The organism is Aeromonas schubertii (genome assembly GCF_000820105.1).
GTDB lineage: Bacteria > Pseudomonadota > Gammaproteobacteria > Enterobacterales > Aeromonadaceae > Aeromonas > Aeromonas schubertii.
In genome coordinates this window covers 17,118-37,311 of sequence record NZ_CDDB01000072.1, presented here as the reverse complement: position 1 = coordinate 37,311, position 20,194 = coordinate 17,118, and the positions used below count along the sequence as shown (strand labels likewise).

The 20,194-nt window shown below is 64.2% G+C and carries 18 protein-coding genes; 10 read left to right on the top strand and 8 right to left on the bottom strand.

From position 1 onward, the window contains the following. Position 1 precedes the first annotated feature (1 nt). Both BN1133_RS14750 and BN1133_RS14745 read left to right on the top strand, forming a co-directional pair. Positions 2-250 (top strand): YfhL family 4Fe-4S dicluster ferredoxin, encoded by a 249-nt coding sequence (locus tag BN1133_RS14750; RefSeq protein ID WP_017787727.1) that lies wholly within the window; start codon positions 2-4, stop codon positions 248-250. Between the two features lie 331 nt (positions 251-581). Beyond that, complete coding sequence (locus BN1133_RS14745) at positions 582-1,544, top strand: DUF481 domain-containing protein (RefSeq protein ID WP_050667251.1); 963 nt, start codon at positions 582-584, stop codon at positions 1,542-1,544. Positions 1,545-1,573: 29 nt separating this feature from the next. Here the strand turns inward: BN1133_RS14745 and BN1133_RS14740 are convergent, their stop codons facing one another. Further along, positions 1,574-1,939, bottom strand: coding sequence for a hypothetical protein (locus BN1133_RS14740; RefSeq protein ID WP_050667250.1), 366 nt, complete (start codon positions 1,937-1,939; stop codon positions 1,574-1,576). Between the two features lie 179 nt (positions 1,940-2,118). On the opposite strand from BN1133_RS14740, the gene BN1133_RS14735 reads away from it, so the two are divergent. The 3 genes from BN1133_RS14735 to BN1133_RS14725 are packed head-to-tail and all read left to right on the top strand — an operon-like array spanning position 2,119 to position 6,580. Next, positions 2,119-3,273: an efflux RND transporter periplasmic adaptor subunit gene (locus tag BN1133_RS14735; protein WP_050667249.1), complete on the top strand. Its 1,155-nt coding sequence runs from the start codon at positions 2,119-2,121 to the stop codon at positions 3,271-3,273. Beyond that, a complete protein-coding gene (locus BN1133_RS14730) occupies positions 3,270-5,204 on the top strand; it encodes a MacB family efflux pump subunit (protein ID WP_050667248.1) in 1,935 nt (644 codons plus the stop codon). The genes BN1133_RS14735 and BN1133_RS14730 overlap by 4 nt, the downstream gene beginning before the upstream one ends. Continuing rightward, positions 5,201-6,580, top strand: a complete 1,380-nt coding sequence (locus BN1133_RS14725) for a TolC family protein (protein ID WP_153006711.1) — start codon at positions 5,201-5,203, stop codon at positions 6,578-6,580. The genes BN1133_RS14730 and BN1133_RS14725 overlap by 4 nt, the downstream gene beginning before the upstream one ends. Positions 6,581-6,611: 31 nt before the next feature. On the opposite strand, the gene BN1133_RS14720 is transcribed toward BN1133_RS14725, so the two are convergent. Together BN1133_RS14720 and BN1133_RS14715 are read right to left on the bottom strand one after the other, a co-directional pair. Further along, positions 6,612-7,520 carry a sulfite exporter TauE/SafE family protein gene (locus tag BN1133_RS14720; RefSeq protein ID WP_050667247.1) on the bottom strand — a complete coding sequence of 303 codons (909 nt, stop codon included), beginning with the start codon at positions 7,518-7,520 and terminating at the stop codon, positions 6,612-6,614. A gap of 244 nt (positions 7,521-7,764) precedes the next feature. Continuing rightward, positions 7,765-8,487 carry a phosphatase PAP2 family protein gene (locus tag BN1133_RS14715; RefSeq protein WP_050667246.1) on the bottom strand — a complete coding sequence of 241 codons (723 nt, stop codon included), beginning with the start codon at positions 8,485-8,487 and terminating at the stop codon, positions 7,765-7,767. Positions 8,488-8,660: 173 nt separating this feature from the next. On the opposite strand from BN1133_RS14715, the gene BN1133_RS14710 reads away from it, so the two are divergent. After that, on the top strand, positions 8,661-9,173 hold the full coding sequence (locus tag BN1133_RS14710; protein WP_050667245.1) for a DUF2937 family protein: 513 nt from the start codon (positions 8,661-8,663) through the stop codon (positions 9,171-9,173). 14 nt (positions 9,174-9,187) lie between these two features. Here the strand turns inward: BN1133_RS14710 and BN1133_RS14705 are convergent, their stop codons facing one another. The 4 genes from BN1133_RS14705 to hrpB all read right to left on the bottom strand — a co-directional run bounded on the left by BN1133_RS14705 (position 9,188) and on the right by hrpB (position 16,085). Continuing rightward, positions 9,188-10,774 carry a response regulator gene (locus tag BN1133_RS14705; protein WP_050667244.1) on the bottom strand — a complete coding sequence of 529 codons (1,587 nt, stop codon included), beginning with the start codon at positions 10,772-10,774 and terminating at the stop codon, positions 9,188-9,190. A gap of 91 nt (positions 10,775-10,865) precedes the next feature. Then, on the bottom strand, positions 10,866-11,276 hold the full coding sequence (gene gloA2 / locus BN1133_RS14700; protein ID WP_136614061.1) for an SMU1112c/YaeR family gloxylase I-like metalloprotein: 411 nt from the start codon (positions 11,274-11,276) through the stop codon (positions 10,866-10,868). An 8-nt stretch (positions 11,277-11,284) separates the two neighbouring features. Continuing rightward, on the bottom strand, positions 11,285-13,597 hold the full coding sequence (gene mrcB / locus BN1133_RS14695; protein ID WP_050667242.1) for a penicillin-binding protein 1B: 2,313 nt from the start codon (positions 13,595-13,597) through the stop codon (positions 11,285-11,287). Positions 13,598-13,640: 43 nt separating this feature from the next. Beyond that, a complete protein-coding gene (gene hrpB / locus BN1133_RS14690; protein WP_050667241.1) occupies positions 13,641-16,085 on the bottom strand; it encodes an ATP-dependent helicase HrpB in 2,445 nt (814 codons plus the stop codon). 83 nt (positions 16,086-16,168) lie between these two features. Between hrpB and thpR the strand changes: the two genes are divergently transcribed. The 4 genes from thpR (at position 16,169) to prmA (ending at position 18,994) form a co-directional block, all read left to right on the top strand. Continuing rightward, on the top strand, positions 16,169-16,690 hold the full coding sequence (gene thpR / locus BN1133_RS14685) for an RNA 2',3'-cyclic phosphodiesterase (RefSeq protein WP_050667240.1): 522 nt from the start codon (positions 16,169-16,171) through the stop codon (positions 16,688-16,690). Continuing rightward, entirely contained in the window at positions 16,687-17,430 is a 744-nt protein-coding gene (sfsA, locus tag BN1133_RS14680) for a DNA/RNA nuclease SfsA (RefSeq protein ID WP_050667239.1), read from the top strand. The genes thpR and sfsA overlap by 4 nt, the downstream gene beginning before the upstream one ends. Positions 17,431-17,548: 118 nt before the next feature. Continuing rightward, positions 17,549-17,998, top strand: a complete 450-nt coding sequence (gene dksA, locus BN1133_RS14675) for an RNA polymerase-binding protein DksA (RefSeq protein WP_050667238.1) — start codon at positions 17,549-17,551, stop codon at positions 17,996-17,998. 117 nt (positions 17,999-18,115) lie between these two features. Beyond that, positions 18,116-18,994, top strand: a complete 879-nt coding sequence (prmA, locus tag BN1133_RS14670) for a 50S ribosomal protein L11 methyltransferase (RefSeq protein ID WP_005352194.1) — start codon at positions 18,116-18,118, stop codon at positions 18,992-18,994. Between the two features lie 46 nt (positions 18,995-19,040). Here the strand turns inward: prmA and BN1133_RS14665 are convergent, their stop codons facing one another. Beyond that, positions 19,041-20,114, bottom strand: coding sequence for a calcium/sodium antiporter (locus BN1133_RS14665; RefSeq protein ID WP_050667237.1), 1,074 nt, complete (start codon positions 20,112-20,114; stop codon positions 19,041-19,043). Between the last annotated feature and the right edge of the window lie 80 nt (positions 20,115-20,194).

Below are 20,194 nucleotides of genomic sequence, written 5' to 3'. Positions count from 1 at the left end.
TATGTCCCTGCTCATCACCGACAAGTGCATCAATTGCGACATGTGCGACCCGGAGTGTCCGAACCAGGCCATCAGCCTGGGGGAGGAGATCTACGAGATTGACCCCAGTCGCTGTACCGAGTGTGTCGGGCATTACGAGAAGCCGACCTGCATCAGCGTCTGCCCTATCGACTGCATCATCTGGGATCCCGCCCATGTGGAAACCGAAGATCAGCTGATGGAAAAGTTCGTGCGGATGCACCGGCAGTAACACCGGCAGTAACACCGGCATCAGCGTCAGCTCTACAGGAAGTGCATCCTCCGGGATCCCCTCCATACATAGGGTGGAAACCGAAGAGCCGCTGATGGAAAAGTTCGTGCGGATGCACCGGCAGTAACACCGGCATCAGCGTCAGCTCTACACGGAGTGCATCCTCCGGGATCCCCTCCATACATAGGGTGGAGACCGAAGAGCCGCTGATGGAAAAGTCCGCCACACTGCACGGCTAACCGCGTAAAGTGGCAAAAAAGCGAGGCGCGACCAGGTTGCGCCTCGCCCGCCTGTGGCATTCAGACTACTTCACCAATTCACCGAGTGACCTATGAGAGTTGTGACCCTCTTGCTGTTGCTGCTGGCGCTGCCCGCCGCCGCCGACACCATCTGGCTCAAGAACGGCGATCGCCTGACCGGCGAGGTGACGCCGGGCGAGGAGAGCCTGACCCTGAGCTTCCCCTTCGGCGGCGAAGTCAAGATCCCGCGCACCGCAGTCAAACGCTGGCGTGCCAAGCAGGCCCCCTCCCCGGCGCTGAGCAAGAAGGGGATCGATCTCGCCCTGCTGAGCCCCGACGAAGAGAAGTGGCACCTCTCGGGCAGCAGCGATGTCAGCCTCAAGATCAAGCAAAACAGCAGCCGCACCAACAACCTGAGCGTCAAGGGCAAGCTGGAGATGGAGGACCCCAGCTGGCGGACCGGGCTGGAAGGGGAGTACGACTACGACACCTCCAACAGCACCACCACGGATCACAACTATCGACTGCAGCCGAAGGTCGACTACTTCCTGGCCGATCGCTGGTACTGGCGCACCACGGTGGATTACCAGTACAACATGCTCGACAGCAACTACCTGCAAGTGGACTACAACAGCGGGGCCGGTTACCGCTTCTGGAAACAAAAGCGCAAGCGGTTGGAGTTTCTGCTGCTCGGTGGCCTGCGGGATGCCTATTTTGATTCGAATGAATTTATCCAGATCTTCTTCAATACCCAGCACGTCTCCTACCCCACCGCGACCCTGGGCTGGGACTACCAGCAACGCATTGGCGATAGCCAGCTAGAGCTTTTTAGCGAGGGGAAATACATCTATTACCTCTCCCAGGCCTCACCGTATTTCAGCTACGAGCGCACCATAGATGGCAGCCTGGGGATGCGTTACTACCTGAGTGAACACCTGCGCCTCTCCTGGTCGAGCTCGCTCACTTGGGATGATATGCGCTCCAATATCGATGGACTGACCATGGACGATGACAAGGAGTGGCGCCAGACCCTGAGCCTGGGCGCCAGCTTCTAACGAGAGAGGGCGCCACCGGCGCCCTCTGCTCACTTGTTCTTGCCTTTACCCTTGCTCTTGCCGTCATCGTCATAGAGCTCGATCTTCACACCGCCATCATTGCCCTTGTAGGACTTGTCGTGACCCTTGCCCGGGTTGTTGCCGCTGTGCACGCTGCGGTTCCAGTGCTCCTTGTCCTTGTCACTGCAACCATCGCTGGCGACCCGGACGCTACCGATGTCGATAAAGGAGCAGTCCCCTTTGTGCTTGTCCTTCCACTTCTGCATCTCGTTCTGGTCATCCACATTGATACGGATGCCATTGGAGTCGATCTTGATGCCGCCGGTGTCGATCTGGATGCCGGCCCAGGCCGGGGCGGTCATCGCCAGAGAGAGCAGCAATACGGAGCCTTTCATGGATTCACCTCACACAGAGTTATCCGCCCCATCTTAGCCTGCCATCGCGGCACTGTCCGCCACCCGGTGAAAAAATCCCCTGTCGATTCAGCACTCATTAACCCTTGTTACAGTTTTTCACTTGGGTCACCATGCCCAACCCTGCAAGATGACCTCCCCAACCGACACGAATCATGCCCATGAAGACGCTTCTCTCCCGCTGGCGCTGGCTACTCGCCCTCTCCCTCGTCGCCACCTTGCTCGGCTGGTGGCTCTGGCCCCAGACCCCTCCACCCGATTACCTCACCGCCAGGGTGCAACGCCAGGATATCGAGCAATCGGTACAGGCGAGTGGCGTGCTGCAGGCCCGCGAGCAGGTCGACGTGGGGGCCCAGGTCAACGGTCAGGTGGTGCGCCTGCTGGTCGATGAGGGGCAACAGGTGAAGAAGGGGGCGCTACTGGCCGAAATTGACCCGACCGTGGCCCAAAACAAGCTCAAGAAGGCCGAGGCGGATCTCGCCCGCGCCAGGGCAGATCTGCGTATGAAGCAGGCGCTGCTGCGTCAGGAGACCCTGGCACTGAAGCGCCAGCGCGCCATGATCCGCGACGAGGCCACCTCTCGCGCCGATCTGGAGCAGGCCGAGGCCAAACAGGCCACCAGCGAGGCGGATGTGGCCAACGCCCGCACCGCCATCACCAGCGCCGAGATAGAAGTCGCCACCGCCCGCACCGAACTCGGCTACAACCGAATAGTGGCCCCCATGGATGGCACCGTGCTCTCCCTGGTCACCAGGCTGGGCCAGACCCTGGTCTCCTCCCAGGTGGTGCCGACCCTGCTCAAGCTCGCCGACCTCGATACCATGACCATCAAGGCGCAGATCTCCGAAGCCGACGTCATCCGCATTCACGCCGGCATGCCGGTCTACTTCACCCTGATTGGGGACCCGGACACCCGCTACGATGCAACCCTGCGTACCGTGCAACTGGCGCCGACCAACATCAACGACGCCGCCTCCGCCAATGCCAGCAACAGCGCCGTCTACTACTACGCCCTGTTCGACGTTCCCAACCCGGAGCACAGGCTCAGGGTCGCCATGACGGCCCAGGTGAGCCTAGTGCTGGGTCGCCGTGAGGGGGTGCTCTCCATCCCTCTCACCGCCCTCGGCGCATCCAAGGGCAAGGATAACTTCGAGGTGACGGTACTGAGCGACGGGCAAACGCAGCCGCGCACCGTCCAGACCGGCCTGCGCGACGAGGTCAATATCGAGGTGGTCGAGGGTCTCAAGGAGGGAGAGTCGGTGATCCTCGGTAGTGGCAAACCCGCCGAGCCCCACGACGGGGAGGTCATGCTGTGACCCCCCTCATTCGCCTCGAGGGGGTGAGCCGGCGCTTTGTCAGCGGTGAACAGGAGGTGACCGTGCTGCACCCCCTGGATCTCGACATCATGGCCGGAGAGATGGTCGCCATCGTCGGCGCCTCCGGCTCCGGCAAGTCGACCCTGATGAACCTGCTCGGCTGCCTGGACCGCCCGAGCGAGGGTCAGTACCGCTTTCGCGGCGAGGCGACCGGCCATCTCGACGCCCTCGGCCTGTCGCGCCTGCGCTGCCACCACTTCGGCTTCATCTTCCAGCGCTACCACCTGCTGCCCCACCTGGACGCCGCCGCCAACGTGGAGATCCCGGCCATCTATGCCGGTAGCCGCCGCAGCGAGCGTCGGGAGCGGGCTCTGGCCCTGCTGGCACGCCTGGGCCTCGAGGAGCGAGCCCACCACAGGCCGGGACAGCTCTCCGGGGGCCAGCAGCAGCGGGTCAGCATAGCGCGGGCCCTGATGAACGGCGCCGAGGTGATCCTCGCCGACGAGCCGACTGGCGCCCTCGACAGCCAGAGCGGGCGCGAGGTGCTGACCATCCTCAAGGAGCTGCATCAGCTCGGCCACACCATCATACTGGTGACCCACGATCCGGCCATCGCCGCCCATGCCGAGCGGGTCATCGAGCTCAAGGATGGACATGTGATCCGCGACAGCGGCACCTTGCCGCGCGCCACGGCCCCCGTCCAACCCGAGCCAACCACCCAGGGCAGCTGGTGGGACGGGCTGGATCGCCTGCGCGAGGCATTCCAGATGGCATGGCACGCCATGAAGGCCCACCGCATGCGCACCTTCCTCACCATGCTCGGCATCATCATCGGCATCGCCGCCGTGGTGAGCGTGGTGGCCCTCGGCCAGGGGGCCCGCAACAAGGTGATCAACGACATCAGCGCCCTCGGCACCAACACCATCGACATCTTCCCGGGCTCAGGTTGGGGAGATGAGAAGGCCGCCTCGATCCGCACCCTGAACGAGCGGGATCTGCGGGTGCTGGCCGGCCAACCCTATCTGCAGGGAGCCACACCCCAGCTCGGGGCGGGCTCCCAGATCCGCTGGCGCAACAAGAGTCTGTCGGGCAGCCTGACCGGCGTGAGCCCGGCCTTCTTCGAGGTCAAGGGGGTCACGGCGGTGCAGGGGCGTTTGCTGAGCGAGGAAGATCTGCGCAGCCGCGCCGCGGTGGCGGTGATCGACGAGACCTCCATGAAGAGCCTGTTTGGTGATACCTCCCCCATCGGCCAGGTGGTGTTCGCCGGCACGGTGCCCCTTCGTATCATAGGGGTCGCCAAGGAGCAGAACCGCTGGGGCGGCAGTCAGAGCCTGGCGCTATGGATCCCCTACAGCACCCTGATGAGCCGCATCCAGGTGCAGGACTACTTCAGCCAGATCACGGTGCGCCTGGCCGATGGCGTCACCGTGCCCATGGCCGAACAGGGGATCATCGAGCTGCTCACCACCCGGCACGGCAAACGGGACTTCTTCACCTTCAGCAATGACTCGATCCTCAAGTCGGTGGAGAAGACCACGGCAACCCTGACCCTGCTGGTCTCCTCCATCGCGGTCATCTCCCTCATCGTCGGAGGCGTCGGGGTGATGAACATCATGTTGGTCTCGGTGGTGGAGCGCACCCGGGAGATCGGCATTCGGGTCGCGGTCGGCGCCCGACGGGGCGATATCCTGCAGCAGTTCCTCATCGAGGCGGTGATGGTGAGCCTGGTGGGGGGCCTGATCGGGGTCGGCCTCTCCCTGCTTATCGGCCTGCTGTTTGGCGCCCTGGTGCAGAGCATGCAGATGCACTTCTCCCTCTTCTCCCTGCTGATGGCCTTCGGCTGCTCCAGCCTCATCGGCATACTGTTTGGCTACCTGCCGGCGCGCAATGCCGCCCGGCTCGATCCGGTGGAGGCGCTCGCCCGCGAATGATGACAAGACCCCTGCTACTCATGGTGGGCAGCCTGTTGCTGCTCGGCTGCAGCCAGCGCAGCGACTACCACAGGCCCGATCTCGACCTGCCGACCCACTGGCAGGGTCAGCAGGCCTCCACCCCCTTGCACGAGACCTGGTGGCGCGCCTTCGGCGACCCGGCTCTCGACTCCCTGGTCGAGCGAGTGCTGGCGGCCAACCCGGATCTGGCCATCGCCGGACTGCGCCTGCGTCAGGCCGCGTTGGCGCTGGATCTCGCTCAAGGGGAGTCCCGCCCCTCGGTGACCGGCGCCCTGGGAACGAGCGCCTCGCGTCCTCTCGACCGACACGCCGCCAGTGTGCGCAGTGCCAACAGCAATCTGGGTCTGGGCTATGAGGTGGATCTGTGGGGGCGCCTCTCGGCGGTGGAGGAGAGCGCCCGCTGGGAGGCCGAGGCGACCTGGGAAGATAGAGAGGCGACCCGCCTCACCCTGATCGGCAAGACCCTGGAGGCATATTGGCAACTGGGTTACCTGCATCAGGCCATCGCCAGCGGCGAGGCGGATCTCGCCGCCGCCCGTCAGACCCGACAACTGACCGAGAGTCGCTACCGGGCCGGCGCCGTGGGTCGCCTCGAGCTGGCCCAGGCCGAACAGAGCCTGGCGGGGCGCACGGCGAGCCAACTCGATCTGACCCGCCAGCAGGAGACAGCCCGCAACACCCTGCGCCTGCTGCTCGGTACCCCCCATGGTCCGCTGCCGGTCATTCCGAGCACACTGCCCGATGCCCTGCCCACCCCGGCCCCCGGTCTGCCGGCCGAGTTGCTGTCGCGCCGTCCGGACGTCAAGGCCGCCGAGCTGCGCCTGCGCAAACAGCTGGCCGAGGGAGATCAGCTGCGCGCCAGCCTCTATCCCACCTTAAGCCTCACCGCGGCGGTCAACGGCAGCAGCCAGGCCCTGGCCGAACTGCTGCAAAACCCGGTCGGCAGCCTGGGGGCCAACCTGGCCCTCCCCTTCCTCGAGTGGGAGAAGGGCCGTCAGCGGGTTGCCCAAAGCGAGCTCGCCTACCAACAGGCGGAAATCGCGTTCAGAAAGCAGCTCTACGAGGCGCTGGTGGAGGTGGACAACGCCCTCACCGATACCCGCATCGGGCGTGAGCGGGAGACCCTGCTCGCCGATCAGCTGCGCCTGGCCCGCGAGAGCGAACGACTGGCGCGTGCCCGCTATCGGGCCGGCGCCACCGGCGTGCAATCCTGGCTCGATGAGCAGGGACGGCTGCGCAGTGCCGAGCTCGCCTGGCTGGATCAGCGCCGCACCCTGTTGCTCTCCCTGGCGCGCCTGTGCCAATCCCTGGGGGGCGGAATGGGGAGTGATGCCAGACCCGACCTGCGCACTTGATACGAGGAGGCCGGCATACGCCGGCCTCCTGCTATCCGTGACCGGGCTGGACCGCGAGATCCACGCCCCGCTGGCGCCGTTCCCCACGCCAGGCCGAGAACATGCTCCAGGCGGTGTAGATGACCACGGCACCAACCAGCCACTTGAGCATGGCCAGATCCATGGCACTCACCAGGGAGGAGGCAAGCAAGACTCCCACCGGTCCGAGCAGGGCTACCGCCAACACGGCCTGGGCATCGAAGGCGCCGCGACGGATGAAGGTGCCGGCAGAGAAGAGACTCAGCAGCGCCGCAGATCCCATCATGATGGGGAAGGCGGCGATGGGGTGAAGCCCCAGCAGATAGAGCATGGTCATGCAGGGGGCAAACAGGCCTATTCCTACGTTCATCAGCACTCCGAACAGGAAATTGCCTGCGATCGCGACCGCCAGCTTGCCGCCGCTGAGCCCCATGGCCTCACCACCGAGGGGGAAGAGACCGAGCAGACCGGCGAAGATGAGCCCGGCCACCACCAGCAGCGAGCTGGCCATCACGATACGCACCGTCTGGCGATCGAATGACGAGACGTAACGGGCGCCGACGGCGGCCCCGACCGCCGCGCTGACCATCATGGGGAGCAGCGTGGTCGGCTCGACCCGCACCATGCCGATAAAGATGAGGGCCTGGGTGATGGTGGGCAGCACGCACTGGCCGTTGAGGGTCCCGGGTAGCAGGCGATCGTCGATTAGCTTCAGGTGTTTGTAAAAGGCGGTCTTGACCGCGAAGCTGCCCACCCCGAGCGTATCGAGAAAATTGGCGAAGCAGCCGATGGCACCGACGGTCCAGAAGGGGGTCGACTCCAGCCTCCCCTCCTCCCTGCGACGCCACCAGGCACGCAGCAACATGACAACATAGACGAGGGCGCCGACTACGAAGAGGCAGCGCAAGAGGGACATCAGCATAAGGCTCTCCTGCAGAAGGGGCGGGATTGTAGGGCAGTGGACCCGTGAGGAGAAGTGGGGCGCGGCAAAATAATCTGCCGAAAAAGGGGGAAAGCGTTCGTCGCTAGCAAATGAATCTGCTATTACTACCAGAGGGGGTTCAGCGAGCACCCTGTCCCATCGGAAGTGGTTATAGTCATTCGCGACGACTCATGGTCAACCCGATGGTTACCAAAAGGCCGGGAATTTCCCGGCCTTTGCTTGTCTATTTGGTGGCCACACGCAGCACCTGGGTTAACCACCCCACACGGGCCAGCCCCCTCTCACCACTGCGCACCAGTGCCGGTGCCAGCGGGGTCAGCAGTAACCAGGGCAACAGCAAAGTGGTGATGGCCAGCGACCCCATGTAGATGTCGGTCACCCAATGTGCCCCCACCATGATGCGCGGCAGGGTGAACAGAGGCACCATCAGGCAGGCCGCTACTCCCACCCAACGCGGGGCGAAGCGCAGCATAAAGCCGGCGAAGATCATCAGCATCAGACCGTGATCCCCCGGGAAGCTGTCGCTCGAGGAGTCCTTGGTGGGAAAGTCGATAAGCGCAGTCAAACGCAGGGCCCCCGGCAGGGAGAGGGTCGGACTGGGGCGCTCGACGGGAACCAGATGGCCAACGCGATTGAGGATCAGGGCGGTCACCACCATCAACAGGCTCATGGCCAGCAGGCGGCGGCGAGCGGCCAAATCCCCTTGCAGATATTGCCAACCGAGCAGTACCAGCATGCAAGAAATGGAGACCAGATCAAACAGACGGTTGTTGGTGATGGCCATCAACAGGCGCCACTCACCCGGCTCGGCGATCAACGTGTTGAAGCTGTGGAAGACCTGGAAGTCCCAGCGCGCCCAGAAGCCATGGCCCGGCAACAACAGCCAGCTCAAGGCGATGAACGCACCCAGCAGATTCCAGATCAGAATACGGGGAAGAGATCTCATTGGATACCTCGGTGCCTGATGGGGGGCAAGATGATACCCCCGGCAGGCGGTGAGACAAACCAAAATAGCGTGAGAGAATGTAACAGCCCCCTATATGGGGCCGTGACTGGACTTGGCCGCCCGGGGTCATCCGATCTAGTATGCCCCCCGAATGCTTAACAGGGATTGTCCCAATGCGCAGCTATCTTCGAATGATGTTATTTGCCTTGAGCCTGCTGGCCGGTGTTCAGATCCCCGGCATGCTGGAGCTCTACTTCCAGCGGGTGGATGCCCGTTTGCAACAGGCCGAGGTGAGCCTGGCCCCGTTCCAGAACAATGCCGATGAGCACTTTGCCGGTAGCCTGAAGGGGTTGATTGAGCACTACCGCACCAATCCGGATCCGGTCGTGCAACGGGATGCAAACAGCATCCAGAGCCTGGTCGATCAGAAGGCGTTACTGGAGCGAGAGCGGGCCCGGCAGGGGGCCCCCTGGTATCGCCAACTGCTCCACTTCGCCACCGCAGCCGATCGGACTCTGGTGCAAGACACCCTCAATCACTACAACTATCTGGTGCCCCTCAACCAGGCCGCCATCGTCTGCGGCCTGCTGGCAGGACTCCTGGGGGCCCTGCTCGGGGATCTGCTGTTTGCCATCCTGGCCTGGCCGTTTCGTCCCGCCCCCCGCCGCCGTCTGGATCTGCGTTAACCGAGGTTCGGGCATTATCCCTGATAGGCACTCAGGGGAACCGGCAGGCGCTGCTCCCTGACCAGGGTCAGCAGGGCCGTCACGACCTGGGGATCAAACTGGCTGCCGGCGCGCTCCTCCAGATAGACGAGCACCTGATCCAGCGGCCAGGGCTCCTTGTAGGGGCGCTTGCTGAGCAGGGCATCAAACACATCCACCACCGCCACGATGCGTGCCGAGAGGGGGATCTGCACACCCTTGAGATGTTCGGGATAGCCGTTGCCGTCGAAGTGCTCATGGTGGTAGCGGGCTATCTCGGCACCGAGGGAGAGGTAGCTCATTCCCTCGACCATACGGCTGGCATCGGCCAGTATGTTGGCGCCGATGGCGGCATGCTGCTCCATAATGCGACGCTCTTCGGGATCGAACCGGGCCGGCTTGTGCAAAATGCTATCGGGCGTGCCCACCTTGCCCACGTCGTGAAGGATAGAGGCCATGCCGATCATCTCCCGAAAACGGGGAGTCAACTCATCCCGATAGGTAGATGAAGCCGCCAGCTCCATGGCGATCGCCTCGGAGAGCTTCTGCACCCGCAACACATGTTCCCCGGTGTCACTGTCACGAAACTCCGCCAGCGCGGCCAGGGCCACCACGGTCGCCTCCTGGGCACTGAGCAACTGACGGTTGAGATAGAGGTTGTCATAGGCGGCCGAGATCCGCTGACAGAAGATGCCAAACAGATCCTGCTCGATGGGCTCAAGAGGCCAGGCCGGGGTGAGGCAGAGTACAAACTCGCGGCCATTCTGGGCTCGCAGATAGATGGCCTCACGACTCTGCTCCAGATGGCGGCTCCCGTCGATGGCCTCATCGAGGGCCTTCATCAGATTGGGGAAGCGCGCCAACTCGGCCCCCTCCAGCAGGGGATCATAGATGCCGGTGGTGGCGAGCACCTGCAGCTCCCCATCATGACGAATTCGCTCGGCGCAGAGGATTCCCTCCGCCCCCACATCCAGCAGGGCGCTTACCTGGCGCAGCACCCCGGAGGCAAACTCCTTGAGGGAGCGCAGCCGGTAGAGGTCACCGGCGCCATCGAGGATCTTGGAGAGCCCCTGACGGCTGCACTCCAGGGCATAGAGGCTCTCATAGGAGCGCAGGGAGGCCACCACGCTGGTGAAGAGCTTCTGGGCCGTCAGCTCTGTCTTGGTCTTGTAGTCGTTGATATCGTAGTCGAGCACCACCTGCTTCTCGGGGGCCTGCCCCGGCTGACCGGTACGCAGCACGATCCGCACCAGATGATTGCCCAGCTCCTCCCGGATGCGCCGGGCCACCTTGAGGCCCGCATCATCGCTCTCCATCACCACATCGAGCAGCACCAGGGCGATGTCGGGCCGCCCCTTGAGCATCTCGATCGCCTCGTGGCCGTTGTGGGCGCTAAGCAGCTCCAGGCCCCGCCCCTTGTAATGAATGTCCCGCACCGCCAGCCGGGTGGCGGCATGGATATCGGGCTCGTCATCCACGATGAGCACGGCCCAGGGAAGATGCGGACGTGCGGCCACCGTCTCTTCCGAGGTGGGTTCATCGTCGATAAACAACAGATCCGATTCGTCTTGCTGCTCTGTCATGACTCGCCTCCGTGCAACTCCAATAACTATAACAGGCAAAAATTGCGCCTGATTAAAGAGCAATGCCTCCAAACAGACCCGCCGGCCAGGCTCAGTACTCCTCGTAGAGCTCCAATGGCAGGCCGTCGGGGTCGGCAAAGAAGGTAAAGCGTCGGCCGGTCAGCTCGTCCACCCGCACCGGTTCAACGGCCACGCCATGGGCCACCAGGTGTGCGACAAGAGGCTCGAGCGCCGCCACCCGGAAAGCCAGGTGGCGCAGACCGCACGCCTCGGGACGGGAAGGGCGCGGCGGCGGTGAGGGAAAGCTGAAGAGCTCAATCTGACCGCCCCCCGGCAGGGCCAGATCCAGCTTCCAGGATCCGCGTTCGGCACGCCAGGTCTCGGCCACAATCGGAAGCCCCAGCAACTCGTGGTAGAAGGCCCGCGAGCGGGCATAGTCGCTGCCGATGATCGCCACATGGTGGATGGCGCCGAGCCAGGCTGTCCCTTCCGGTTTCTCCATATCCATACCTACTGGAAGAAGTTGTTGAACCAGTTGTCGAGCACGCTCTGGGGGGCGCCACCACAGGACATGGCCTCTCCCAGGGTCGCCAGCTTGGCCGGCACAGAGACACTGCCCGGGCAGCTGCTGTCGACCCGGCTGCCGCTGGCACGGGAGAAGCTGGCCCAACCTATCCCTTCGGGCAGGTTGAGCTGCAGGCTGTTGACCCCGCGCTGGGCCATGTAACCGGAGAAGAGCTGCAGGGCACCGTTGGCCCCGGTCAGCCCCGCCGGAGTGTTGTCATCGCGTCCCACCCAGACACTCACCAGCTCGTTGTTGTCGATACCGGCAAACCAGGAGTCGCGCAGCTCGTTGGTGGTCCCCGTCTTGCCCGCCATGGTGAGCCCCGGGAAACGGGCGCTCAGGGATCGCGCCGTCCCCTGGCTGACGGTCCGGGTCATGGCAAACAGGGTCAGCCAGCTGGCCTGCCCATCCACCACCTGCTTGGCCGCCACACTTGGCTTGTAGAGGCTCTTGCCACCGCCATCGACGATGCCGCGAATGGCCGACAGGGGCTGGGTCAGCCCCCGGTTGGCGATGGGCAGGTACATCTGGTTCACCTCGAGGGGGCTCAGGGCGATGGCCCCCAGCACCAGGGAGGGATAGGGCTGGATACTCTGATCCACCCCCAGCTTGTGCAGGGTATCGACCACCTTGTCGAGCCCCACCTGCATGCCGAGGTTGACGGTCGGCACGTTACGCGATCCGGCCAGGGCATCCATCAGGGGGATACTCTGGAGGAACTTGCGGTCGTAGTTCTGGGGGGTCCACACCTGGCCATCCTGACCACGAATGCGGATCGGCTGGTCCTTGAGCGGCGTCGCCAGGGTCATGCCGTTGGCCAGACCGGTGAGATAGACGGGGGGTTTGACCAAAGAACCAATCTGGCGACGGGCGTCGAGTGCCCGGTTAAAGCCGGCGTAGCGGGGATCGCGCCCCCCCACCACGGCCACCACCTCCCCCTTGCGCCAGTCGGAGATGACCATGGCCGCCTCGAGTTTCTTCTTGCCGCGGGTCTTCTCTATGGTCGCCAGGCCAGATTCGACCGCCTGCTCGGCGGCGTGCTGGGCGATGGGGTCCAGACTGGTGAAGATCTTCACCCCGGACTGCTTGAGCAAGTCCGGGCCAAACTGTGCCTGCACTTCGCGCTTGAGCAGGGTCATGAAGGCCGGGGTACGGCCATAAGACATCTGCCCGCGGGGGATCAGGGCCAGGGGCTGCTTGCTGGCGAGCTGATACTCGGCATCGGTCAGGCTGCCGTGATCGGCCAGCAGTTTCAGCACCAGGTTACGACGCGTCTTGGCCCGCTCGGGGAAACGCCAGGGATCGTAGTAGGAGGGCCCCTTCACCAGCCCCACCAGGAGAGCAACCTGATCGATGTCGAGCTCGGTGACCGGAATACCGAAGTAGAAGTAAGAGGCGAGGCCGAAGCCATAGACCCCCTGGGAGAAGTTCTGCCCCAGGTAGACCTCGTTGAGATAGGCCTCCAGGATCTCGTCCTTGCTGTAGCGGTAATCGATGATCACCGCCATATAGGCCTCCTGGAGCTTACGCCACAGGCTGCGCTCCCGGGTCAGGAAGAAGTTCTTGGCCAGCTGCTGGGTCAGGGTACTGCCCCCCTGCACCGTGTGGCCAGCCAGCAAGTTGGCCACCATGGCCCGGGCAATCGCCACCGGCGACACGCCGCCGTGCTGATAGAAGTCCCGATCCTCGGTGGTGAGCAGGGTCACCAGCAGGCTGTCGGGCACCTCGGCGATGCGTACCAACAGGCGGTCCTCCCGATCTTCCGTGTTGATCCGGTCGAGCAGCACAGGGTCCATCTGGGCAAACCCCATGGGGCGCCCCTTGTCGAGGGAGGCGATGGTGGCCAGCCGTGGCCCGTTGAAGGTGAGGCGCATGCCGCGCGCCCCGTCGGCTCCGTCGAGGAAGTCGAAGGCGCGGCGCACCAGGTCGATGCTGCTACCGGCGATGGCATACTCACCGGGCTGGCGTGGCTGACGCACCGGCTTGTAGTTGAGCATCTTGAGCTCGCGCACCATCTGGTCACGGGAGAGACGCTGCCCCGGATAGAGCTCCAGCGGACGGCTATAGACCATCACGGGCAGTTGCCACTTCTCGCCATCGAAGCGCTCGCGCACCTTGGTGTCGAGGTAGATGCCAAAGACCACCAGAAACGCCGCCACCACCAGGGAGAGTTTCACCCCCAGCCAAAACAGGGTGCGCCACAGGGCTCGGCGCGCCGGGCTCTTCTTCACCGGTCGTTTTTTTCGTGTTGTTGCCATCTCTTCCACTTTTCCCAAACGGGTTATTCGTTGTGCCTGACGCTCAGCCCTGCTCCATCCGCTTCTTGGTAAAGCGGGTGGGCATGGCTTCCAGGGGGTTATCCGGCCAGTAGTGGCGAGGATAGCGCCCCTTCATCTCTTTCTTCACTTGTTCGTATGACCCGGCCCAGAAGGCGGCCAGATCGGCGGTGATCTGCAGCGGCCTTTGGGCCGGCGAGAGCAGCTCCACCAGCAGCGGCACCCGGCCACCGGCCACGCAGGGGGTACTGGCCTGGCCAAACATCTCCTGGATCCGCACCGGAATGGCGGGCACCTGGCCCGGTACATAGCGGATGCGCACCCGGGTGCCGGTCGGCGCGGTGAAGTAGACCGGCAACTGCTCGTCGAGCAGGCTCGGCAGTGGCCAGGGCAGCTGGGCGCGCAGCGCGGCCACCAGGTCGACCCGCTTCAGCTGCTCGAGCCGGGTCATGCCGAGCACCGCCGGCAGCAGCCACTGCTCGAGACCGGCCAGCAGCGCTGCCTCGCTCACTGCGGGCCAATCCTGCCCGGGCAACCAGTCGGCAGCGCAGCGCAGACGCGCCAGCAAGCCTTCGCTGGCCTCATCCCAGGGCAGGCAGTGCAGTCCCTTGCGGCGCACCCCGTCGAGCAGGCAGCGCCCCTTCTGTTCGTCACTCAAGGCGGCGAGCGGCTCACTGCCGAGCACCAGCTCGCCCAGGGTGCGTTGGCGTTCGGCCCGCACCCGATCGGCCTGCTCGTCCCAGGCGAAGTGGTCGCGCTCCCCCACCAGCTCGGGCAGGTGGCGCACCAGCTCATCCAGCTCGACCGGCTCGGCCACGAAGATGCGGCTGCCCCGATCGCCCTGACCCATGTTGACCGCCACCAGGGCGCGCGCGCCGGTGCAGGGATGATCGTCCATCAGATCGGCGCTCACTCCACCGGCGAGCTGGTAGCGGCTGCCGCTGCGCAGCCGGCCGATGCGATCGGGCCAGGCCAGGGCACACAAGAGCCCCAGCCACTCTCCCTGAGGCTGGGCCGGACGCGCCGCTATTCGCTCGAACCAACGCTGGGCCTGGGTACGCAGGCTGCCGACACGACGACCAAACAGCACCGACAGGCGCTCCGATCCTCGCAGATCTTCCTCCAGCAGGGCTACCAGATAACAGGCGTCGGCGACAATCCCTGACAGACCCCCGGCCTCGAGCTCCACGGCCCGCAGCAGCAGGTGTGCCAGACGAGGATGGGTGCCGAGGCGGGCCATGGCGCGTCCGTGGGGAGTGAGTTGCTGCTCCCCGTGTACAGCACCGAGCGACCTGAGCAGCCCCTCGGCCGCCGCCAGGGCGCCGACGGGGGGCGCATCGAGCAGGGGCAGCGCCTCGACCCGGCTGCCCCACTGGGCCGCCTCCAGCATCAGACCGGTCAGCTCCTGGGTCAGCAGATCGGGGGGGCTCTGCTCATCGAGCCGGTCCTGCTGCTCGGCGCTCCACAGGCGATAGCAGACCCCGGGGGCGAGACGGCCGGCACGGCCAGCCCGCTGCACCGCCGAGGCGCGGGCGATCTGACGGGTCTCCAGGCGGGTCACGCCGCTCTTGAGATCGAACAGGGCGCGTCGCTCCAGGCCGCTGTCGATCACCAGGGTGATCCCCTCGATGGTGAGGGAGGTCTCGGCCACATTGGTGGTGAGCACCAGCTTGCGCCGTCCGGCCGGCGCCGGATCGATGGCCGCCTGCTGGGCGCAGATATCGAGCCGGCCATAGAGGGGGGCAATGTCCACCTCCCCCGCCACCCGCTCGCGCAGCCACTCGGCCAGGCGCTCTATCTCCCCCTGCCCCGGCAGGAAGACCAGGGCGCTGCCGGCGTGATTCGCCAGTGCCTCCAACACCACGGCGCCGAGCTGGGGCTCGAAACGCTGCTGGCGGTTCCAGGGGCGGTAGAAGCACGCCACCGGGTGGCTGCGCCCCTCGGAACGCAGCACCTTGGCCCCGGTCAGCAGCCGCTCCAGCGGCAGCCCATCCAGGGTCGCCGACATCACCAGGATGCGCAGATCATCGCGCAGGGCCTGCTGGCTCTCCAGGGCGAAGGCCAGGGCCGTGTCGGCGTGCAGGCTGCGCTCGTGGAACTCGTCAAAGATGAGCAGATCGACACCGGTCAGTTCCGGGTCTTGCTGCAACATGCGGGTGAGCACCCCTTCGGTCACTATCTCCAGGCGCGTCTGCCGGCTGACCCGGCTCTCCCCGCGCACCCGCAGGCCGATGCGCTCCCCTACCTTCTCCCCGAGCCGGGCGGCCAGGTAGCTGGCGATGTTGCGCGCGGCCAGCCGGCGCGGCTCGAGCATGATGATGCGCCCCGCCACCCGCTCCCGACGAACCAGTTCAAGAGGCAGCAGGGTAGACTTGCCTGCACCGGGAGGAGCTTGCAAAATCAGCTGGTTATGGGTCGATAGGGCCGCCTCTATGGCGGGGAGCAGGTCGGCGATCGGCAGGGTCGACAAATCAGCGCTTCCGTCATGATAAAAACGGCGCCTATGATGCCACACTTTGCCCCTGCCGTGACGGCGTACCGAGAGGTTTTACCTTGTCCCGACTCTTCTTCGCCCTCCCCGCCCGGGAGCTCGCCGCTCCCATCCAGGCCTTTCGGGACGGCCGCCCCTGGCCCGGGGTGCCGGTCCCCCCGGATAACTTCCACCTGACCCTCGCCTTTCTCGGCGAGGCAAGCGACGAGCAGCGCCAACTGCTGATGACGGCGGCAGCCCGCCTCCACTGCCCGCCGCTTACCATCCCCCTCGACACCTGCGGCTGGTTTGCCCGCGCCAGGGCGGCCTGGATAGGTCCGGCGCACTGGCCCAACGAACTCTCGGTGTTTGCCCGCGAGTTGCAGCGCCTGGGAGCACGCCTGGGCCTTGGCAACGGCAAACAGCACTATCACCCCCATGTCACCCTGTCGCGCAAGGCGAGTGAGGCACCGGGTGCCGAACCGGCCCCTAGTTTCAGCCTTGGCGCCGACAGCTTCTGTCTCTATGAGTCGGTCAGCACCGAGCAGGGGGTCCGTTACCGCCCCCTGGCTTGCTGGCCATTGCGATCGCGAGTCTCTGCATGAAATTTCACCCACCGCTCGAAAGTGGCCTGCTTATCCAGCGCTACAAACGCTTCCTGACCGACGTCCAGCTGGAGGCGGGCACGACCCTCACGGTGCACTGCGCCAACACAGGCGCCATGACCGGCTGCGCCGACCCCGGTACCCGGGTCTGGTACTCCACCTCGGACAACCCCAAACGCAAGTTGCCCCATAGCTGGGAGATCGCCCAGAGCCCGCGCGGCCACTTCATCTGCGTCAACACGGCGCGGGCCAACCAGATCGCCCGTGAGCTTATCGAGGCGGGCGAGATAGGGCCGCTCGGCGGCTATGCGCGGCTGCGCCCCGAGGTCAAATACGGGGAAGAGGGCAGCCGCATCGATCTGCTGCTGGAAGATAACGCCCGGCCCGCCTGCTACGTGGAGGTCAAATCGGTCACCCTGCTCGATGCCGGGCGCGGGGATGGCATGGGCTACTTTCCCGATGCGGTGACGACGCGCGGGGCCAAGCACCTGCGTGAACTGATGGCCATGAAGGCCGCCGGTCATCGCGCCGTACTGCTCTTTATGGTGCTGCATTCAGGGATCGAACGGATGAAACCGGCGGGTCATATCGATCCGCACTATAGTCAGCTCATTAGAGAAGCAATAAAGGCAGGGGTTGAAATTTTATGCTATCGGCCCCATGTTGGGGTCGAGGGCATTGAACCACAAGGCTTTATTCCATTTGAAACCGATGGAGAGCCCGCCGGCGAGGCGAAATAAATCGGAATAGGGTAACAATAATGAAAAGGCTCGTTTGCCACGTCGTTACCCATCTGATATAGATACCGGCCTCGATTTATGGATGGCACGGGCATCGTGCAGTATTAGGAGACAGGGCATGCCAACAGGCGAAAACAGGAAATCTCTGGGCCCCCTGGCCATTGCGGGTGTAGAGCCTTACCAGGAGCAACCGGGTGAGGAGTACATGAATGAGCGTCAGAAGACGCACTTTCGCAAGATTCTGGCGGCCTGGCGTAATCAGCTGATGCAGGAAGTGGATCGCACCGTTGATTACATGAAGGACGAAGCAGCGAACTTCCCGGATCCGGTGGATCGCGCCGCGCAGGAGGAGGAATTTGCCCTCGAGCTGCGTACTCGTGACCGTGAGCGCAAGCTCATCAAGAAGATCGAGAAGACCCTGCAACTGCTGGAAGATGACGACTTCGGTTATTGCGAGCACTGCGGCATCGAGATTGGCATCCGCCGTCTGGAAGCCCGCCCGACCGCCGATCTGTGCGTCGACTGTAAGACCCTGGCCGAAATCAAGGAGCGGCAGATGGCTGGCTGATGCCAACCACCACTGGTTTGCAGACAGAGGGAGCCTTTGGGCTCCCTTTTTGCTTTTCGACACCTGCGCCCCCGGGTGGTAGAATCCCGCGGTTTTTTACAGTTAAGAGTCGATGCCATGCCCTGGATACAAATTCGGATCAACGCCACCGCCAAGAGCGCCGACAAGGTGAGCAACATGCTGCTGGGGCGTGGCGCCCAGGCGGTCACCTTCATGGATGCCAAGGACGTGCCCGTCTACGAGCCCATGCCGGGCGAGACCCCTCTGTGGGGCGAGACCGAAGTGATGGGCCTGTTCGATGCCGAGGTGGATCCTGCCCCCATCGTCGCCTTCTTTCAGCAGATCTTCGGCGAAGAGGTCGGCTACAAGGTGGAGCAGCTCGAGGATAAGGACTGGGTGCGCGAGTGGATGGATCACTTCCACCCCATGCAGTTTGGCGAGCGCCTGTGGATCTGCCCGAGCTGGCGCGAAGTGCCCAATCCCGAGGCGGTCAACGTCATGCTCGATCCGGGCCTGGCGTTTGGCACCGGCACCCACCCCACCACGGCCCTGTGCCTGAAGTGGCTCGACGGCCAGGATCTGGCCGGCAAGACGGTGGTCGATTTTGGCTGTGGCTCCGGCATCCTCGGCATCGCCGCCCTGAAACTCGGTGCCGAACGCGTCATCGGCATCGACATCGATCCCCAGGCCATCCAGGCCAGCCGCGATAACGCCGAGCGCAACGGCGTGGCCGAACGCCTCGAGCTCTACCTGCCTGCGGATCAGCCGGCCGGCCTCAAGGCCGACGTGGTGGTCGCCAACATACTGGCCGGCCCCCTGCGCGAGCTGGCGCCGCTCATCGCCGATCTTGGCAAGCCGGGCAGCCTGATGGCCCTCTCCGGCGTGCTGGAGAGCCAGGCCCCCGAGCTGGAGACCATCTATGGCCAGTGGTTCACCATGGACCCGACCGCGGTCCAGGAAGAGTGGTGCCGCCTCTCGGGCACCAAGCACGGCTAAACAACAGGGCTCCTTCGGGAGCCCTGTTTCGTTTAGAAAGATGGCGCTATCTGCGGCGCCATGCCCTGAGTGCCAATATGGCAAGAGTGATGGCAGTAAGTGGCAGCACGAAACCGACCATAGCCGCAGAGAAAGCGCCCTGCATGGGGCTGGCTGTGGCGTGCAGGATCAACCAGACGGTATAGGCGACATAGAAGGCCAGAAAGAGGGCCCCTTCCCAACGGGCTATGGTGTAGCCGGTGAAGAAGATGGGAAGACAGGCGAGGGCCACGGCGATCATCACCGGGATATCGAAGCTCAGGGCCGTCTCCGAGACCTCGAGCCCGCCCGGCGCCACCATGGAGGTGAGCCCCAACACGCAGAGAATGTTGAAGATATTGCTGCCTACCACGTTACCCACGGCGATGTCCCGCTCCCCGCGCAAGGCGGCAACGATGGAAGTGACCACCTCGGGCAGGGAGGTACCGGCAGCCACTATGGTCAGCCCGATGACGAGATCGCTCACCCCGAAGTAGTGGGCAATCTCGATGGCCCCCTCGACCAACAGACGAGAGCCCATGATGAGCAGTGCCAGGCCTGTGACGATAAACGCCAGATTGCGCCCCCAGGTGAGGGGGGTGTTCGCCTCTCTGGCACCAAACTCCTGCTCATACTCCTGCTCAACCGCCTTGCTCTCCTTTCGACTCTGCACCACCAGAAACAACGTATAGGCGACGATACCGGCAAACAGCAGGGCTCCTTCGAGGGGGGAGAGGCGCCCATCCCACCCCAGCAGCAACACCAGCAGCGAGGCTCCAATCATCAGGGGCACATCGAGCCGCACCAGCTGTTGAGAGACGACAAGGGGCACGATCAGGGCGGAGATCCCCAGGATGAAGAGCACGTTGAAGATATTGCTACCCACCACGTTACCCACAGCGATGCCGGCCTGACCGTCCAGTGCCGACTGAATGCTCACCGCCAACTCGGGAGCGCTGGTCCCGAAAGCCACCACGGTCAACCCCACCACCAGAGGAGAGATCCCCACCAGGGTGGCCAGACGCGATGCCCCCCTCACCAGCGCCTCGGCCCCCAACACCAAACACACCAAGCCCAGGGTCATCCACAACAGGGTTGCCATAATTCATCCTTGTAAAGAGAGTTAAATGATGTTAATTCTCATTTAGAAACATAAAGGGCGTCGTTAAGACGCCCTATTTT

Bases quoted from the DNA above. Each gene is read 5' to 3' on its own strand.
- BN1133_RS14750 (WP_017787727.1), top strand. From the start codon at position 2: ATGTCCCTGCTCATCACCGACAAGTGCATCAATTGCGACATGTGCGAC.
- prmA (WP_005352194.1), top strand. From the start codon at position 18,116: ATGCCCTGGATACAAATTCGGATCAACGCCACCGCCAAGAGCGCCGAC.
- BN1133_RS14720 (WP_050667247.1), bottom strand. From the start codon at position 7,520: ATGCTGATGTCCCTCTTGCGCTGCCTCTTCGTAGTCGGCGCCCTCGTC.
- sfsA (WP_050667239.1), top strand. From the start codon at position 16,687: ATGAAATTTCACCCACCGCTCGAAAGTGGCCTGCTTATCCAGCGCTAC.
- BN1133_RS14725 (WP_153006711.1), top strand. From the start codon at position 5,201: ATGATGACAAGACCCCTGCTACTCATGGTGGGCAGCCTGTTGCTGCTC.
- BN1133_RS14735 (WP_050667249.1), top strand. From the start codon at position 2,119: ATGAAGACGCTTCTCTCCCGCTGGCGCTGGCTACTCGCCCTCTCCCTC.
- BN1133_RS14665 (WP_050667237.1), bottom strand. From the start codon at position 20,114: ATGGCAACCCTGTTGTGGATGACCCTGGGCTTGGTGTGTTTGGTGTTG.
- dksA (WP_050667238.1), top strand. From the start codon at position 17,549: ATGCCAACAGGCGAAAACAGGAAATCTCTGGGCCCCCTGGCCATTGCG.
- BN1133_RS14705 (WP_050667244.1), bottom strand. From the start codon at position 10,774: ATGACAGAGCAGCAAGACGAATCGGATCTGTTGTTTATCGACGATGAA.
- BN1133_RS14745 (WP_050667251.1), top strand. From the start codon at position 582: ATGAGAGTTGTGACCCTCTTGCTGTTGCTGCTGGCGCTGCCCGCCGCC.
- gloA2 (WP_136614061.1), bottom strand. From the start codon at position 11,276: ATGGAGAAACCGGAAGGGACAGCCTGGCTCGGCGCCATCCACCATGTG.
- BN1133_RS14710 (WP_050667245.1), top strand. From the start codon at position 8,661: ATGCGCAGCTATCTTCGAATGATGTTATTTGCCTTGAGCCTGCTGGCC.
- mrcB (WP_050667242.1), bottom strand. From the start codon at position 13,597: ATGGCAACAACACGAAAAAAACGACCGGTGAAGAAGAGCCCGGCGCGC.
- BN1133_RS14715 (WP_050667246.1), bottom strand. From the start codon at position 8,487: ATGAGATCTCTTCCCCGTATTCTGATCTGGAATCTGCTGGGTGCGTTC.
- BN1133_RS14740 (WP_050667250.1), bottom strand. From the start codon at position 1,939: ATGAAAGGCTCCGTATTGCTGCTCTCTCTGGCGATGACCGCCCCGGCC.